General features: G+C 60.7%; 13 protein-coding genes and 1 tRNA gene. 7 read left to right on the forward strand and 7 right to left on the reverse strand.

Annotated elements, in window-relative coordinates:
- Positions 1-18: 18 nt before the first annotated feature.
- From ACX3VQ_RS03960 to ACX3VQ_RS03975, 4 genes are all read right to left on the reverse strand, one after another.
- Positions 19-480 carry a hypothetical protein gene (locus tag ACX3VQ_RS03960; protein WP_462579649.1) on the reverse strand — a complete coding sequence of 154 codons (462 nt, stop codon included), beginning with the start codon at positions 478-480 and terminating at the stop codon, positions 19-21.
- Positions 481-665: 185 nt separating this feature from the next.
- Positions 666-1,145 (reverse strand): bacterioferritin, encoded by a 480-nt coding sequence (gene bfr / locus ACX3VQ_RS03965; RefSeq protein WP_462571415.1) that lies wholly within the window; start codon positions 1,143-1,145, stop codon positions 666-668.
- A 116-nt stretch (positions 1,146-1,261) separates the two neighbouring features.
- The gene (locus ACX3VQ_RS03970) at positions 1,262-1,450 is read right to left on the reverse strand and encodes a (2Fe-2S)-binding protein (RefSeq protein WP_462571414.1); all 189 of its coding nucleotides are present in this window, start codon (positions 1,448-1,450) and stop codon (positions 1,262-1,264) included.
- Between the two features lie 69 nt (positions 1,451-1,519).
- Positions 1,520-2,800, reverse strand: coding sequence for a DUF418 domain-containing protein (locus ACX3VQ_RS03975; protein WP_462579650.1), 1,281 nt, complete (start codon positions 2,798-2,800; stop codon positions 1,520-1,522).
- A gap of 215 nt (positions 2,801-3,015) precedes the next feature.
- Here ACX3VQ_RS03975 and ACX3VQ_RS03980 point away from each other — a divergent pair, with 215 nt between their 5' ends.
- Genes ACX3VQ_RS03980 through ACX3VQ_RS03990 form a run of 3 tightly spaced genes read left to right on the forward strand, consistent with a single transcriptional unit; the run spans position 3,016 to position 5,596 of the window.
- Positions 3,016-3,732, forward strand: coding sequence for an AAA family ATPase (locus ACX3VQ_RS03980; RefSeq protein WP_462571410.1), 717 nt, complete (start codon positions 3,016-3,018; stop codon positions 3,730-3,732).
- A gap of 12 nt (positions 3,733-3,744) precedes the next feature.
- Positions 3,745-4,182 (forward strand): hypothetical protein, encoded by a 438-nt coding sequence (locus tag ACX3VQ_RS03985; RefSeq protein WP_462579652.1) that lies wholly within the window; start codon positions 3,745-3,747, stop codon positions 4,180-4,182.
- A 31-nt stretch (positions 4,183-4,213) separates the two neighbouring features.
- Positions 4,214-5,596 carry an SPOR domain-containing protein gene (locus ACX3VQ_RS03990; protein WP_462579654.1) on the forward strand — a complete coding sequence of 461 codons (1,383 nt, stop codon included), beginning with the start codon at positions 4,214-4,216 and terminating at the stop codon, positions 5,594-5,596.
- 66 nt (positions 5,597-5,662) lie between these two features.
- Here ACX3VQ_RS03990 and ACX3VQ_RS03995 read toward each other — a convergent pair whose 3' ends face one another.
- From ACX3VQ_RS03995 to ACX3VQ_RS04005, 3 genes are all read right to left on the reverse strand, one after another.
- A complete protein-coding gene (locus ACX3VQ_RS03995; RefSeq protein WP_462579655.1) occupies positions 5,663-6,478 on the reverse strand; it encodes a hypothetical protein in 816 nt (271 codons plus the stop codon).
- 71 nt (positions 6,479-6,549) lie between these two features.
- Entirely contained in the window at positions 6,550-7,782 is a 1,233-nt protein-coding gene (locus ACX3VQ_RS04000) for a dihydroorotase (RefSeq protein ID WP_462579656.1), read from the reverse strand.
- Positions 7,779-8,810, reverse strand: coding sequence for an aspartate carbamoyltransferase catalytic subunit (locus tag ACX3VQ_RS04005; RefSeq protein ID WP_462572558.1), 1,032 nt, complete (start codon positions 8,808-8,810; stop codon positions 7,779-7,781). Before ACX3VQ_RS04005 ends, ACX3VQ_RS04000 begins: the two co-directional genes overlap by 4 nt.
- A 334-nt stretch (positions 8,811-9,144) precedes the next feature.
- On the opposite strand from ACX3VQ_RS04005, the gene sppA reads away from it, so the two are divergent.
- The 4 genes from sppA to ACX3VQ_RS04025 all read left to right on the forward strand — a co-directional run bounded on the left by sppA (position 9,145) and on the right by ACX3VQ_RS04025 (position 16,233).
- A complete protein-coding gene (gene sppA, locus ACX3VQ_RS04010) occupies positions 9,145-11,025 on the forward strand; it encodes a signal peptide peptidase SppA (RefSeq protein ID WP_462579657.1) in 1,881 nt (626 codons plus the stop codon).
- Between the two features lie 75 nt (positions 11,026-11,100).
- Positions 11,101-11,175, forward strand: a tRNA-Val gene (locus tag ACX3VQ_RS04015).
- A gap of 337 nt (positions 11,176-11,512) precedes the next feature.
- Positions 11,513-13,198 (forward strand): BCCT family transporter, encoded by a 1,686-nt coding sequence (locus ACX3VQ_RS04020; protein ID WP_462571404.1) that lies wholly within the window; start codon positions 11,513-11,515, stop codon positions 13,196-13,198.
- Between the two features lie 383 nt (positions 13,199-13,581).
- Positions 13,582-16,233 (forward strand): TonB-dependent receptor, encoded by a 2,652-nt coding sequence (locus ACX3VQ_RS04025; protein ID WP_462579658.1) that lies wholly within the window; start codon positions 13,582-13,584, stop codon positions 16,231-16,233.
- The last annotated feature ends 70 nt before the right edge of the window (positions 16,234-16,303 follow it).

Genomic DNA, 16,303 nt, shown 5'->3' on the forward strand with positions numbered 1-16,303 from the left:
CCTCAAAGGCCGCTACGCTTATTTCATCTTCAATTCGCGCAGCACATAAGTGCCCTTGATCTCGCGGATCTTGTTGTAAAGCTCGAGCACGGTCTTGTTACTGGATGCCTGGTGCGCTTTGCCCCACGCATCCATGAACTTGTCATATTCCGCCTTATCGGCATCGAGCGAAGCCATGCTGGGATAAGTTATCCGCAGCACCAGGTTCACTTCGTTGCTGCCATAGGGCACCACATAGATGCCGTAGGACGAAACCTGGCCGATCGACTTGGCCGCTTCATTGGCCCTGACCCAGGTTTGCCGCAAGCCTTCAAGATAGGTGTTAAGCTGCCCTTCGTCGACCTTGACATATGTCAGTTCGACCACTTCCTTTTGCGGCGTGTAGTCTTTCCATTCCTGCAGCTGGGCTGCGGCAGGTGTTGAGAGAGCCATTGCCGCGGCAGCCACGGTTCCAAGCCCGATCGATTTCAGAAATTTCATTTTGTACCCCATTCGTTTCAGGTGACTGCGACCCGAAAGCTGGATGGTGTACGACCCCGTTTTGCATTTGCACGCACCCAGAGTCGAAGCTGGGCCTGATTCGTTGCAGAGTCAAACTGATAACTCAACGAAGTAGCTGCCGCCGGCGCTGGCCGCTGCCAGAACACCGCACGGTTTAAGCGGGCTCAACCTTCAGCTGGCTTGCTCTGCAGCTGAACATAGTTTTCCAGGCCCATACGTTCGATCATGTCGAACTGGGTTTCAAGGAAATCGACATGCTCCTCTTCACTTTGGAGGATGCCCGCAAACAAGTCGCGGCTGACATAGTCACGCACCTTCTCGCAATGCGCGATCGCATCCTTGAGCAGCGGGATCGCTTCCAGCTCGACAGCGAGATCGGCCTTGAGGATCTCCTCCACCGTCTCGCCCACCTTGAGTTTGTGGATCGCCTGGAAATTGGGCAGAGCGCCCAGAAACAATATCCGCTCGGCAAGCTGATCGGCATGCTTCATCTCGTCAATCGATTCGTGCCGCTCATATTCGGCCAGGCGGGTAACACCCCAATCATGCAGCACGCGGTAGTGCAGCCAATACTGGTTGATCGCGGTCAGCTCGTTTGTCAGTGCCTTGTTGAGGAACTTTATGACAGTGGCATCGCCCTTCACGGCGCATCTCCTATAGCTGAAGCGGGTCGGGCACAATTATGCGGGGCGCAGGCAGGATTGGCAAGCCATGCAGTCCGCCAGCCGCCGGTATTCCGCGCCTTGTGAGAAATTCAGGCTCAGGCCGCGACGGATCGCAGACCGCATGCGCGCTCTTCAAGCAGGATGTCTTCGGCTTCGACCAAGCACTGGCGGCAATTGGGCTGTTTTCCCAGCGCCGCATAGGCCGCTTCGGCATCGCCGACCACGTGCTGCGCAACGCGGCGCAGCTCTGCTTCCCTGATGGCATTGCAGATGCAGACATACATCGGCTGTGTTCTCCTGCGAGCGATTCGCAAACACCAATTTATGCGAATTATTCGCAATAGCAAGCGCTGTCAGCGCCGCATGGCAAAAATCCTGCCATAGGTCAGGCAGCGCCACAGCCATTCGAGCGGGCCATAACGGAACCGGTCCAGCCATGGCTTCGACCACAACAGCATCAACACCCAGGTCACCGCCACCACCAGGTAGAGCTGCGGGCGATCGAGCCTGCCGAACAGGCCCAGCGCCCAGCCGTGAAAGACGAACAGCATCACGATCGACGTGCCCAGGTAATTGCTGAAGGCCGCCCGGCCCGCAGCCGAAATCCGCTGCCCCAACCAGCCGGTCGCACGCGGCGCATAGAGCGATAGCAGCGCGGCCAATCCCAACACCATCACCAGCCGAGGCACCGGACTGATCCCGACGAAGGCCGCCAGGGTCCCGTAATAGGTCAAACCGCCTGCCATGGCCCACAGCGCGATGATCAGGTGAAGCGCGCCGCCCACAATAACCCCGGTCCAGCCCCAGCGGCGCTGCTTCCCGGGATCGAACTCGCCGCTGAACAGACCCATGCGGTAAAGCGCCATGCCAATCAGCATCAGCGGCAAGGTTTCCATGAAGAACAGCGCGATATTGGCGACTGGCTCAGAGCCATGCTCCTTGAACCGATGCACGACATATCCCGCGTAATCGCCCGATTGCACGATTTCTGTTTCAATCACGTCATCGGCCAGTGCCTCCTGCTTGGCACCCTCGAGCTCCGCGCGCATCTCGCTGAAGTTTGCCTGCTCGCCCAGGTCCGTGTCCGCCACCAGCGGCAGCGGCGCCATCATCACCGCGTACATGAAAGCGCCGGCGAGATAGCCCCATATTCCGACCTTGAGCTGGGTTTGCGCCTGCCAGCCGACCATTAGCAGCACCGCCAGGCCGATCACCGCGTAGTAAAACAGTATGTCCCCGCGCCAGATGAAGAAAAAGTGGACCAGGCCGAAGACGCCCAGCCAGAACAATCGCCGCGCCTGCAGCCAGCGCGTGGCGCCGCGCGCCCAGGCCCGCTCCATGAACAGCATCGTCCCGGCCCCGAACAGCAGCGTGAACAGCCCCCGCATCTTGCCATCGACAAGCACAAATTGCGCCGCCCACAGCCAGTCCGAAGTGACGCCATGTTCGGTGAGGAAGCCCGCCGGATACATATAGGCGCCGAAAGGCTGGCCGAAGGCCACGATATTCGCCGCCAGGATTCCCATCACGGCGATGCCGCGGATGAAATCCAGGCTGGCGATCCGCTCGTTCGAAGTGGCAGGTTGCAGCGGTGCCGCCGCCTGCCCATTTTCCAGACTGTCCAGATCGCCCACCCGTTCCCCCTGCGAAGCATCCCGATAGAGCCCCGTATCACAGCTAGCCCGACACAAGAAGGAGGCAAGGCTCCGTTGCTTTTCTTGATGCTCCGATCTTAACCGCAAAGCGGATTTGAGCGCCGACGTTAACCCAAAATTAGGGGTATCCTGCGATCCCGGTGGAACGGAAGTGCCCGCTTGCGGGTGAATTTGGCCTTATAGGGGGACCAGCGTTGCGTGTACTAGCATTGGCATCGCAGAAAGGCGGATCGGGCAAGACGACCCTGTCCGGACATCTGGCAGTCCAGGCCCAGCGTGCTGGCGCCGGACCTGTCGTGTTGATCGATATCGATCCGCAAGGCTCGCTTGCCGATTGGTGGAACGAGCGCGAAGCAGAATACCCTGCTTTCGCCCAGACCACCGTCGCTCGCCTTGCCAACGACCTGCAGGTACTGCGCCAGCAGGGCTTCAAGCTGGCAGTAATCGATACGCCGCCGGCAATCACCATGGCGATCCAGTCAGTCATTTCAGTGGCTGAGCTGATTGTTGTGCCGACCCGCCCCAGCCCGCACGATCTGCGCGCCGTGGGTGCGACGGTTGACCTGTGTGAACGGGCCGGCAAGCCACTGGTGTTCGTGGTCAACGCAGCTACGCCCAAGGCAAAGATCACCTCGGAAGCTGCCGTTGCGCTGTCACAGCATGGCACCGTAGCCCCGATCACGCTTCACCATCGCACCGACTTTGCCGCCTCGATGATCGATGGCCGCACGGTGATGGAAGTCGATCCCGAAGGCCGCAGCGCAGCTGAAGTGACCGCGCTGTGGAAATACATCTCCGACCGGCTCGAAAAGAATTTCCGCCGCACCGTCTTTGCGGCCCCGGGGTCGCAATCACAAATGCCAGGTGTGAACCGTCCAGCTGGCGGCTTTGGCCGCCGCGTCGCTCAATAAGGAGCGCGCAAGATGACCGAAGCCAGCTTTGCTTCCCTCAATCCAGCGCTGCTGGCCCGCAAAGGTGGCGCCAAGCCCGCGATGCGCCCGCAGCTTGGGCCAATTCCAGCCGGCGAGGCTACCAATCTGGAAGATCTGGGCTGGAACGATATGGGGCAGGATGACGGCACCAATGTCGTGCCGATCAATGCCGCTTCAAATGACGAAGCGCCGATGGTCACACTTGCGACGAAGAAAGCCAGGCCGGCTGCTACGCGCAGCTCGGCACTGAAACGCGGCAAACGCGCGGCGTTTACATTGCGGCTTGATGCAGAACGCCACCTGAAGCTTCGCCTCGCCGCCACCATCAAAGGTGAAAGCGCGCAGCAAATCGTAACCGATGCGCTCGATAGCCTGCTTGCAGAATTCGAAGACCTGGATGCGCTTGCCGCAAAAATGACGCGCAAGTGACCGGAAATGCGTTGACTGAGGGGATAACCCAATGAGCCACACCGCTACCAACAAGCCCAAGATCGCACTTGCGCTCAGCACTGCACTCGTCAGCATCGCGCTGTCAGGCTGCGCCACTTCGACTGCTCCGCCTGCACAGGCTTCGATGGCCAAGGCACAGGTCGCACTGGAAAAGGGCCATGCCAGCAAGGCTGTGGCACATGCAGAAAGTGCCGTTCTGGCCGATCCGCGCAATGCACAGATGCGCGCCCTGCTTGGCGCCGCCTATCTTGAAGCCGGTCGATTCCAGGCCGCCGCCACCAGCTTCTCCGATGCGATCGAACTGGGCGACAACAATCCCCGCACCGCGTTGAGCTATGCCCTGGCACAGATCGCGCTGGGTAACAGCCACGAAGCTGTCGCCGCGCTCGACCGGGCGGAAGCCGATATCGATCCGGCTGATATGGGCCTGGCGCTTGCGCTGGCGGGCAACCCAAATCGCGGCGTTGCGGTGCTTTCAGACGCGCTGCGAGCCGGCCAGTCCACCCCGAAGGTGCGCCAGAACCTCGCCTATGCCTATGCCCTTCAGGGTAATTGGCGCGCCGCGCGCATCATGGTGGCCGAAGATGTGCCCGCCGATATGGTTTCCGACCGGATCGCCGAGTGGGCGCAAACTGCCGCGCCTGAACAATTCCAGTCCCGCGTTGCCGGGCTGCTCCAGGTCGAACCGACCTATGATGGCGGGCAGCCGGCGCAGCTGGCTCTGGCCAATTTCCCCAGCCATGGCGCGATGGTGGCTGATGCTGCTTCCAGTGTCGAAACGCCGGTTGTTGATACCGGTGCCGGGGGCGAACTCGCTTCCATCGAACCGGCCGTGCAACCCTCACCCGAACCCGGCCCAGTGCCGCAGCGCGAACCCGCCCCGGCGCAAAGCGTTGCGGTGGCATTCGCCCAGAATCAGAGCTTTGCTCCGTCCGAACCCGCCGCCGTTGCCACCCGCGCGCACGCGGCCAAGGGGCCGGTCGTGCAACCGCTTCCGGCAAACTATAAGTCGGCTGAAACCAGCAAGCCTGCTGCGAAGTCGCCCCTTGCACCCAGTTCGTCACAGCGCCGCATGGCCGCCACGGCTGACAGCGGCAAAGGTACGCACCTTGTGCAGCTGGGGAGTTTCTCAAGCCGCGAGCATGCCGATCGAGCCTGGACCATTTATCAGAAGCGCTATCCCGAATTGTCTGGCCGCGACGTTGTGATCACCGAAGCGGTGGTGATGGGCAAGACCTACTTCCGCGTTGCCGCCGCCGGATTCGGTGCACGCAGCGCCAGCGCGATGTGCGGTACGGTCAAGGCCGGTGGCAGGGGCTGTATTGCCTATGCCGAAAGCCGCCCGCTGCCCGGCGCCGTGGATCGCGGCATCCGCGTTGCTTCTTCTCGCTGACTGATCTCCTCCCGACACTTCAGCAAGATCACCCCCGGCACCGCAAGGTTCCGGGGGCTTTTCTTGTCAACCGTAGAGGTATTGCGGGGCGACCGAGTGCCACCACTGTGACCCCCACAAAAGATTGAGCGCAATACCGGTCGGAATCATCACGGCGGCGTAAATCCAGTAGGCTTTGTGGATCGAACGCTGGCGGTAGAGGTCCCACAGGAACATCGGCGCGATGCAGAACAGCGGCCAGATGTCAGCCGTGAGCGGTGATTCCGGCAAGGAGTGGTATAGAAACGGCATGCGATCGAGAGCGGCGGGCATCGGTACGATCGTTGCCAGGATTATCAACCGCTTGTGTAACCCTGAGTCCCGCTTGCGTGCCCTCAAGGCCAGATACACCAGCAGCAGGAAGCATACTCCAGCCCTGAGCTGCAACAAGGCTATGTCCGTCATGAAATCAAGGAAACCCTGCACTTGCAGCTGCACCTCGGCTGGCGCGTCAGCGGTAAATGCCAGGAACGAGCGGATATTGGTTGGCACCAGCACGACCCCGGCGATGACCAGCGCCGGCGCGAGCACCATACCCGCCACGCCAAGCTGCATATGCCATTGCCTGCGCCCCGTAGCCATCAAGGTAGTCTGAGCCAGAAGCAGAAGCATCCAACTGCCCATCAGGACAGCGTGAGCATGCAAGGCAAGCGGGAAAGGTGGTCGTTGGCCGGCTTCTACTGCAGCGATCTTTGCCAAGGAATCAGGCACAAAGCCTACAAGTACGACCGCAATCAACAGTGCGGCCATGAAAACGTAAATCCAGCGATCAACGAACGATATCAGCGAGCTTGCCTGGCCAGCGCTGGCGCTGGCATAGGCCGCTTCTACTTGGGTCGCCATATCCCCTCCCCCAAAAGGACGCGACCTTGGTTATGAGCATAGCGCAATTTGGCGGGCGATGGGAAGCGCTCTCAGTCGCCCACGCGCACCCCGCCTTTCCACAGCGCGGTGGCTCGTCCCTGCGCGGGCTGACCGTCGAACGGCGTATTGCCCGCGCTCGCGGCCATCTTGCCGCTGTCGACGATCCATGGCTTGTCGGGATCGACCAGCGCAACATCGCCTTCATATCCCTGCACCAGCAGGCCCGCCTCGACACCGAGCAGCGCGGCCGGGTTACCCGCCATCAGCGCAAATGCGCGGCTCATGTCGATCACCCCGTCGCGCACCAGCGTAAGCACCATCGCCAGCAGCGTCTCGGCCCCGGCCATGCCCGGTTCGGCATCGGCAAAGGGCAGCCGCTTGTCTTCCGGCCCGCGCGGATCGTGGCCAGACGCGATCACGTCGATCGTGCCATCGCCAATCGCTGCGATCACCGCCTGCCGATCGGCCTCGCTGCGGAGCGGGGGTGAAAGCCGGGCGAAGGTACGGAAATCGCCGGTCGCGAGATCCGAAAGCATGAAATGCGCCGGGGTGACGCCCGCAGTCACAGGCACGCTGCGAGCCTTGGCCGCACGCACCAGTTCAAGCGCGGCGGCAGTCGTGATCTGGCGGAAATGCAGCCGCGCCCCGCTCATCTCGGCCAGCGCGATATCGCGCGCCACCGCCAGCGCCTCAGCGCCGGATGGCGCACTCGGCAAACCGAGCCGTGTCGCCATTTCACCGGCAGTTGCGGCCGCATCACCAACCAAACCGGCATCCTCGGCATGGCTCACCACCACCAGATCGAGCATGGCGGCATATTGTAGCAGCCGCAGCATCACGCCGCTATCGGCGATCCAGCGCCGCCCGGTTGCAACCCCGCGTGCACCCGCCTCCTTCATCAGGCCGATTTCGGCCAGCTCGCGTCCCTCCAGCGCCCGCGTCGCCGCCGCCAGAGGATGCACCCACAGATCGGGCTTGCCGCTCTTGGCGATGTAGCTGACCCGGCTGGGCAGGTCGAGCGTGGGAGACTGGTCAGGCATCAACGCTGCACGCGTGATCCCGCCAAAATGGAAGGCCGGCTTGTCGACCGCGAACACGCCCAGATCGACCAGGCCGGGCGTGACCAGTTGGCCGTTCGCGTCGATCACCTCGTCGCCTTCCTGCGCCGCGACTTCACCAACCGCCGCGATCTGCCCTTCGACCAGCCGAATGGCGCCTTGGCTAACGCCCCCGGGCGTGACCAGGCGGCCGTTCCGGATCGTGAGGGGGGCCTGCTGCTTCATGCCCAGCCCTCCACCTGCCGCGCGCGCCGGGTGAGTATGTCGAGGCAGGCCATGCGCACCGCCACGCCCATTTCGACCTGGCGGGTGATGATCGAACGATCGAGCATATCGGCTACATCGCTGTCGATCTCCACCCCGCGGTTCATCGGCCCGGGATGCATCACCAGCGCATCGGGCGCGGCGCGTGACAGACGCTCTTTGGTGAGGCCGTAGAGGTGATGGTATTCGCGCGCGGAGGGAATGAACTGGCCCTGCATCCGTTCGGTCTGGAGGCGCAGCATCATCACCACGTCACTGCCGACCAGCGCGGCATCGAAATCATGGAACGGCTCTGCCCCCAACGCCTCGACGCCCGCAGGCATCAGCGCCGGGGGCGCGCACAGGCGGACTGAGGCACCCAGCGCCTGCAGGCACAGCAGGTTCGAGCGCGCGACGCGGCTGTGCAATATATCGCCGCAGATTGTGACCGTCAGGCCGGTGAAATCCTCTGCCTTCTCGCCCCTCGCCCGCAAGGCGCGGCGCAGCGCAAGCGCATCGAGCAACGCCTGCGTAGGATGTTCATGCTGCCCGTCGCCTGCATTGAGGACCGGGCAATCGACCTTGCTCGCGATCAGCTGCGTGGCCCCGCTCGATCCATGGCGGATCACGATCGCATCGGCGCGCATGGCATTGAGCGTGATGGCGGTGTCGATCAACGTTTCGCCCTTCTTCACGCTGGACTGCGCGGCATGCATGTTGACCACGTCTGCCCCCAGCCGCTTGCCCGCTATTTCGAAGCTCAGCAGCGTACGGGTCGAATTCTCGAAGAAGGCGTTGATGATGGTGAGGCCGGAAAGCAGATCATCATGCTTCGAACTGCGGCGGTTGAGTTCGATCCAGGGTTCGGCCTGATCGAGCACATAAAGGATTTCGTGCCGCTCAAGCTGCGCGATGCCGAGCAGGTCGCGATGCGGAAAGGCCAGCCTACCCGCAGGATAGCGGCTGGAATTCCTGCAGCTCGCGGCCTGGTTCTGTTCATATTCGGCCATGAATTCACGCAACCGGACTGCGGTGCTGCTGCGCAGATCACGCCCCGCCTTGAGCTGTGACACGAACGGTTTATCATTGAGCGCCAACTCGCCAAAGCGGGTCTCGGACAATTCATGGCGAAGGCAAAATGCTTCAATTTCGTGGAGCAGGTCTTGCATGGCATCGGTCTGTAAGTTGGATTTAACCAACCGTCCAGTGCGTTTCCACCTTTTCCACTCCGGAAGTTGTTCGACGAGACATTTCGTTCGCTCAACCATTTCCTGGCCCGAATTGAGTGGAAGTTTGCGCAATCGCGCCTAACTTGGCGGGCAGAAGCAAGGGAATGCACGAATTATGAGCTTTGCAGGCAAGGTTTGGCGGTTGCTGGTCGGGATCAAGGACGGCCTGGTCCTGCTGTTCATGCTGCTGTTCTTTGCGCTGCTGTTTGCAGTGCTTTCAGCGCGGCCCAGCCCTGGCACGGTGCGCGATGGCGCGTTGCTGATCGAGCTTGACGGTTATGTGGTGGAAGAACGTGCCACGTTCGACCCGCTACAGGCGCTGTTGTCACAGCAAGCGCCGGTGGCCGAATACGAGGTAGGCGAGCTGGTCAGTGCACTTGACGCTGCGGCTGGCGACGATCGGATCAAGGCAGTCGCCATCGATCTGTCGCGCTTTCTTGGCGGCGGCCAGGTCCACCTGCAGGAAGTGGGCGAGGCGATGGCGCGGGTGCGTGATGCCGGCAAGCCGGTGCTGACCTATTCCTTCGCCTATGCCGACGACGGTTTGCATCTGGCCGCACACGCCAGCGAGGTATGGGTCGATCCCATTGGCGGGGCCATCGTGGCCGGCCCGGGCGGATCCTATCTGTTCTATGGTGATTTGCTCAAGGAATATGGCGTCAACGCCCGGGTCTATCGCGTGGGCACTTTCAAGGCCGCGACCGAGCCCTATACGCGCAGCAACTTCTCCGAACCGGCGCGCGAAAACATGGCCGCGCTTTACGGCGCGCTGTGGGAAGAGTGGCAAGCCAATGTCAAGAAAGCGCGCGCTGCCGCCCAGCTTGACCTTGTGACCGGCGATCCGGTGGCCTGGGTTCAGTCCGCAAGGGGCGACCTGGCCCAGGCGGCGCTTAACGCCGGGCTGGTCGACAAGCTGGGCGACCGCACCCAGTGGGGCGCCCGCGTAGCGGAACTGGCCGGGGAAGACAGCTGGAGCGATGCGCCCGGCGCTTTCGCCTCAACCGAGCTCAAGCCCTATCTGGCCGACATCGGGAGTGATCGCAGCGGCAAGGCAATTGGCATCATTACCGTGGCCGGCGAAGTGGTTGACGGCGAGGCTGGCCCCGGCACCGCAGGCGGCGACCGGATCGCCGATCTGCTCGACGATGCGCTGAATGCTGATCTCGCCGCGCTGGTGGTGCGGATCGATACGCCCGGCGGCTCTGTTACCGCGTCGGAGCAAATCAGGCGCGCAATCCTGCGCCACAAGGCCAAGGGCATCCCGATCGCCGTATCGATGGGCAATGTCGCGGCCAGCGCGGGCTATTCGATTGCCACCACTGGCGACCGCATCTTCGCCCAGCCCGAAACCATTACCGGCTCGATTGGTGTCTTCGCGGTTATCCCTACCTTCGAGGACACGGCGGCGCGCTTTGGCATCAATGCCGATGGCGTGCGCACCACGCCGCTTTCGGGCCAGCCCGATCTCATCGCCGGCTTCACCCCTGAAGTCGACGCGATCCTCCAAGCCTCGGTGGAAGACAGCTACGCGGATTTCCTGCGCCATGTTTCGGACGGGCGCGGAATCTCGACCCAGGAGGTCGACCGGATCGCGCAGGGCCGGGTGTGGGATGGCGGCAGCGCGCGCCAGCTGGGCCTGGTGGATCAGTTCGGCGGGCTTGAGGACGCGCTCGAATGGGCGGCCAAACAAGCCAAGCTCGACAAGGGCAAATGGCACGCCAAGCGGTTGGGCACGCCGCCTTCGAGCTATGATTCACTGATCCGCCAACTACTGGTCGACAATGCCGAGGATAGCGGCGGCCAGGCCGATCTGTTCGGCCTGATGGCGCGGCAGCGCAGCGCCACATTCGCACAGATCGCCACCGACCTTGACCGGCTGGCGCGAGTCCAGGGCGTTCAGGCCTATTGCCTTGAATGCCCGCGCGAAGCGCGCGCAGCTCCTGAAATCGGCATCACTGGCTGGCTCGCTATGCTAGGGCGGCTGATCGCGCGCTAGCGCCCGCACAGCGGCAACAGAGCGCTTGCCAATCGGCGCGCTGCATGGCAATGGCGCGCGCCTGTCCAGGCGGACGGGCGCGTAGCTCAGTGGTAGAGCACACCCTTCACACGGGTGGGGTCGCAAGTTCAATCCTTGCCGCGCCCACCATCTTTTTCAGATCCTTAGCTGGGCAGATGCCCACCCACCTCGGCGAGGGGGACCTGCGCCTCGGTCAGCTCCATTGCTCGCTCTTCTCGAAGACAGCGGACTGCCTCGAGCGCATCGCCGCCATCTCGGCCAGGTGCCGAATGGCTCAGCTGCCAAAATGAAGGCTTTCCATCAATTTGATGCCATTGGCCGTTGCTTCTGAATCTGCACCCGGTTTGCATTGTACCGAACGGCTTCTATGCTGGTTCCCCATCTTTCATTGGTAAACGCTGATTGGCTTGCTTCCAGAGCCGATGAGGCATTTGCCATTCAGCTAGCAGGAACATCAGATCAGCACATGGCGGAAAACCAGGATCGTCCGATTGAACCACCCATCATTGAACTGCCGATCGAGACCCATAATCGGGGATTTTACGACGGTTTCAGCCGTGAGGTGACGATACCCGGAAAGATCATCGTGTCCCTGCTCATCATGTGGGCGATCTTTTTCCCTGTCAGCGCGAGCGAAGCCCTGACCGCCGCCAATGCCAACATCATTTCGAGCTTCCGCAGCTGGTATGTCTACCTCGTCGCGCTGCTGATGGTTCTGGCGCTGGTTTTGGCGATCCTGCCGCAATCGGGCAGCTTGCGGATAGGAACTCCCGGAGAGAAACCCGAATTCTCGCGCTTTTCGTGGTTTGCCATGCTGTTCGGCGCCGGCATCGGGATCGGCATGCTGACCTATTCGGTTGGCGAGCCGATGTCCCATTTTGCCAATAGTCCAGAGATTATTCGTGGCGCGATCGATGCACGCTCGGCCGAAGCAGTGCGGCCTGCCTATGTCTACACCTTTCTGCATTGGGGATTTGCCGCCTGGGCAACTTATGCGCTGGTCGGGCTTGCAATCGGATATGTGGCCTATCGGCGCAATCTGCCACTGACCATCCGATCTGCCCTGGTTCCTCTGTTCGGGCAGCGGATGTCAGGCCTGGCTGGACATGTCGTCGATGTCGTGGCGGTCGTCGCGACTATTCTGGGTGTGGCCGTGACCATGGGGCTTGGGGTCGAACAATTTGTAGCGGGGCTCTACCGGGTAGGCATGGGCGAGTGGCTGCTAAATGAAGACGGACGGGCCAGCGTAACCGCGATAGTGCTTGCCCTGTTGGTGCTTGTCGGTGCCTCTACCCTGAGTGCGTTGTCCGGGGTTGGCCGCGGCATCAAATGGTTGTCGAACCTCAACATGGGCCTTTCGTTCCTTCTTCTGGCACTGTTCCTGTTTGTTGGTTCAGGTCTGTTTGGCATGGAACTGCTGGTGACCGGATTGTTCGACTATCTACGAACATTGCCAGCTACGGCGCTGACCATCTTCACCAGCGATGGCTCTGCAATCGGTGAGCAATTGCAGCAATGGCAGCTTGACTGGACGGTGTTCTATTGGGCCTGGTGGATCGCCTTTGCACCCTTTGTAGGAATGTTCATTGCCCGGGTTTCGCGCGGCCGCACGGTCAGGGAGTATGTACTTGGAGTGATACTCATCCCTTCGCTGATGTGCTTTGCCTGGATGGCGATTGTTGGCGGAACGGCGATTGACCTGGAGCTGAGCGGCGCGGCGCAAGGTGCAATCTTGGGCACGGGTATCTCGGACCAGCTCTATGCAACATTGGCAGTACTGCTCGATCCGGCGATGGCCTTTGCCGTCTCGATCATCGTGGTGGTTTTGCTGATGACTTATCTTGTGACTTCAGCGGATAGTGCGATCCTGATCGTCAACACGATCAACGGTGCCGGTGAAGACGAGGGCCAAAGGCGTCATCACATCATGTTCTGGGGCGCAGCACTGGCATTTATGGTGGGCAGTATGCTGGTGCTGGGCGGCATTGAGGCAATCAGAATCACGATGATAATCGGCGCGTTGCCATTCTCATTTGTGCTGGCCCTGATGGCGATTGCGATCGTCAAGGCGATCATTTTCGACCTGATACGCAAACACCATGGCGTGCCAACTACAGCCGAAGCTTGTCAGGACTGGCAACCGGCAAAATAAGAACACCCGATTGATTCCGCGGAAAACTTGCTAAAATCAAATAACAACTTTTTGATATTTGAGTATACATGAATGTATTTTATCGTTTTCTTTCGACTGATCAATCAAAAAACGTCTCTTTCTATATATAGTAGTTTTTACATTAAAACTACATAGAGAAAATCAATATCTACTTCATGTTGTGGTTATTTTACAACATCCCAACTCTTTCTGAAACTTTGTCTCCTCAAGCTGTGGTTATCCCTCCATTGGATTGTTAACTCGCGCATCCATTGGATCGGTATCGATTCAAATTCACAAAATTCTCATGTGAATATTGGCGGCGTGAGTTCCGCACGCTGCGCCCATCAAGACCGCACAGTTTGCCTTGAGAGGACAAAAGAATGAAACAGTTCGTCACCGGCGCATCAATCAGCGCCATTGCCATCGCCATGGCTTCACCGGTTGCGGCCCAGGATCAGGGCCCTGCTGGTGCCAAGCCGAAGCGCACTGGAGGGGTGCCGACGATTGTCGTGACTGCGCAGAAGCGCAGCGAAGACCTGCAGGATGTGCCGGTTTCCGTGCAGGCAATCGGCGAGGAAGAGCTTCAACAGCTCAATATCAATACATTCGAAGACTATCTCGATCAGCTTCCCACCGTTACGGCCGGTGGCAGCGGCCCTGGCCAGAGCACGATCTATATCCGCGGCCTGGCATCAACCACGCCCAATCTGACCACCGCCGGCGTGGCGGGGCTTGCGCCCAATGTCGCTCTCTATCTCGACGAGCAACCGCTTGCGCAGCCAGGCCGCAATCTCGATGTCTACGCCGCCGACATGGCGCGGATCGAGGTGTTGTCCGGGCCGCAAGGCACGCTGTTCGGGGCGAGTTCGCAGGCAGGTGTTGTGCGCCTGATCACCAACAAGCCCAGCCTTACGGGCTTCGATGCAAGCGCCACCGCAGGAGTCTCGTTCACCAAGGGCGGGGAAGCCAGCTACAAGGCGGAAGCCATGGTCAATGTGCCGGTCAGCGACACGCTGGCCCTGCGCGGGGTCGTCTATCTGGATGACCAGGGCGGCTACATCGACAATGTCGCAGGCACGCGCAATGCCAGCGAAAGCGCGCGTTTCCGCAGCGCCGGCACCGTGCGCGCCAATGGTGTGCCGGTCAGCGCTGGCCGGGCGGGCTTTCAGGCCGGATCAGACCTTTCGGCAGTCAATTTCATCGACGCGGACAATAGTAGCCTGGTTGAAGATGACTTCAACGACACGCAATATTCGGGCTTCCGCGCCACCGCCCTATGGGAAGTAACGCCGGACTGGACCGTCACTCTCGCGCACACGCGCCAGAGCGTGGAAAGCGACGGCGTATTTTTCGCCGATCCAGAACTTGACGGGCTCGGCGATCTCGAAATCCAGCGTTTCGAAGACGACCGCCTGGAAGATGATTTCTCGAACACGAGCTGGACCGTCGAAGGTCGCCTGGCCATGCTCGATGTTGTCTATACCGGTGCCTATACCGACCGTGATACGCAGCAGCGGGTCGATTATTCCGACTATCTCTTCGCCGGGCAGTATCTGCCCTATTATATTTGCGATGGCGCTGTGACCTATCCCGGCGCGGCCGATCCCAGCGGCACATGCCAGGCCCCCAATCTCTATGTGTCCTCGGACAGCAAGACCACCGTGTTCACCCAGGAACTGCGCTTCAGCACGCCGGTGGAAAACCGCTGGCGCGTGACAGCCGGCGGCTTCTACAGCGATCTTACGCTCAAGGAGCGCAATGACTTTGCATATCCAGGCAATGTGCTTGCCGATCCGTTCGGTCCGTTCAAGCCGAACTTCCCCTTCCCCGGTTTCAACACCGATCCGGGGCCGTTCCCGGCCGATGTCATTTTCCGCAACGACATTCGCCGCACGGACAAGCAGCTCGGCCTGTTTGGTGAAGCGAGCCTGGACATTGTGCCTGACCTGCTGACGGTGACCTTTGGCGCACGCTATTATGACATCAAGGTCGATCTTGAGGGCAGCGCCAACGGTTCGTTCTGCAACAGCTTCAGCGCTACCGATCAGAACGCGTTCGGGACCAATATCTCGGATCTGTATGATGGCGATGGCGAATTCACCTTCATTGGATCGTGCGATCCGGCATTGCGCCAGACCTTCACGCTTGACGATACATTGGCCGACATCCAGGCCGCTGGCCTTTCGGCGACGCAGGCCCAGCAGGTGTTCAACGCCGTGCGCGCACCCGACAAGGCCAAGACCGACGGTGTGATTTACAAGGGCACCGTCACACTCACTCCCAGCGAAGATATTCTGTTCTACGCCACCTATTCAGAGGGTTTCCGCCCTGGCCTGCTAAACCGCCCGGGCGGGGCAACCAACGCAACTGGATTCACGGTGCCGTTCGAACTCGACACCGATGAGGTGAAGAATTACGAACTGGGCTGGAAGACGGAAATGGCCGATGGCCAATTGCGCTTCAACGGCAGCGCGTTTTTCGTCGATATCAGCCGGTTGCAGACGACCATCTTCGATCCCAGCATCACCAATCTGTTCTTTTCCGACAATGCGGCGAATGCTGAAATCCTTGGTGTCGAAGCCGATTTCACCTTTGCCCCCTATGCCGCGCCGGGCCTGACAGTGGCGGGCGCATTCTCGGTGCTCGACACCAAGATCACCGAGGTGCTGACCCCGACCGACGATGTGGTTGAAGGTTCGGATCTGGCATTTGCCCCATCGTTCCAGGGCAATATGCGGGTGCGTTATGAATGGGATCTCAGCAGCACGCTGGGCGCCTATATCCAGCCGCAGCTTTCCTATTCCGCCTCGAAGTTCACCGACATCATCGAGATCAACAAGCTTGAACTCGATAGCTACACGGTATTCGATCTTTCCGCCGGTATCGCCGCCGATCAGTGGAAATTCGAAGTGTTTGGCGAGAACCTGTTCGACACACGGGCCGAGATTTCCGGCAACTTCGTGTTCGACCGGGCGCGCATCACCACCAACCGTCCGCTCACGGTGGGCATGCGCGTGTCGTTCGACTATTGAACTCTGCGTAAACGCGCTTGAAGCGGTGGGGGTGAGCCTTGGCGGTTCACCTCCACCGTTTTGCTTTGTA

The sequence above is a fragment of the Altererythrobacter chaiwopuensis genome, assembly GCF_054957735.1.

Coding starts and splice junctions, on each gene's coding strand:
- ACX3VQ_RS04005 (WP_462572558.1), bottom strand. CDS start 8,810: ATGGCCGAATATGAACAGAACCAGGCCGCGAGCTGCAGGAATTCCAGC.
- sppA (WP_462579657.1), top strand. CDS start 9,145: ATGAGCTTTGCAGGCAAGGTTTGGCGGTTGCTGGTCGGGATCAAGGAC.
- ACX3VQ_RS03985 (WP_462579652.1), top strand. CDS start 3,745: ATGACCGAAGCCAGCTTTGCTTCCCTCAATCCAGCGCTGCTGGCCCGC.
- ACX3VQ_RS03960 (WP_462579649.1), bottom strand. CDS start 480: ATGAAATTTCTGAAATCGATCGGGCTTGGAACCGTGGCTGCCGCGGCA.
- ACX3VQ_RS03970 (WP_462571414.1), bottom strand. CDS start 1,450: ATGTATGTCTGCATCTGCAATGCCATCAGGGAAGCAGAGCTGCGCCGC.
- ACX3VQ_RS03990 (WP_462579654.1), top strand. CDS start 4,214: ATGAGCCACACCGCTACCAACAAGCCCAAGATCGCACTTGCGCTCAGC.
- ACX3VQ_RS03995 (WP_462579655.1), bottom strand. CDS start 6,478: ATGGCGACCCAAGTAGAAGCGGCCTATGCCAGCGCCAGCGCTGGCCAG.
- ACX3VQ_RS04020 (WP_462571404.1), top strand. CDS start 11,513: ATGGCGGAAAACCAGGATCGTCCGATTGAACCACCCATCATTGAACTG.
- ACX3VQ_RS04000 (WP_462579656.1), bottom strand. CDS start 7,782: ATGAAGCAGCAGGCCCCCCTCACGATCCGGAACGGCCGCCTGGTCACG.
- ACX3VQ_RS04025 (WP_462579658.1), top strand. CDS start 13,582: ATGAAACAGTTCGTCACCGGCGCATCAATCAGCGCCATTGCCATCGCC.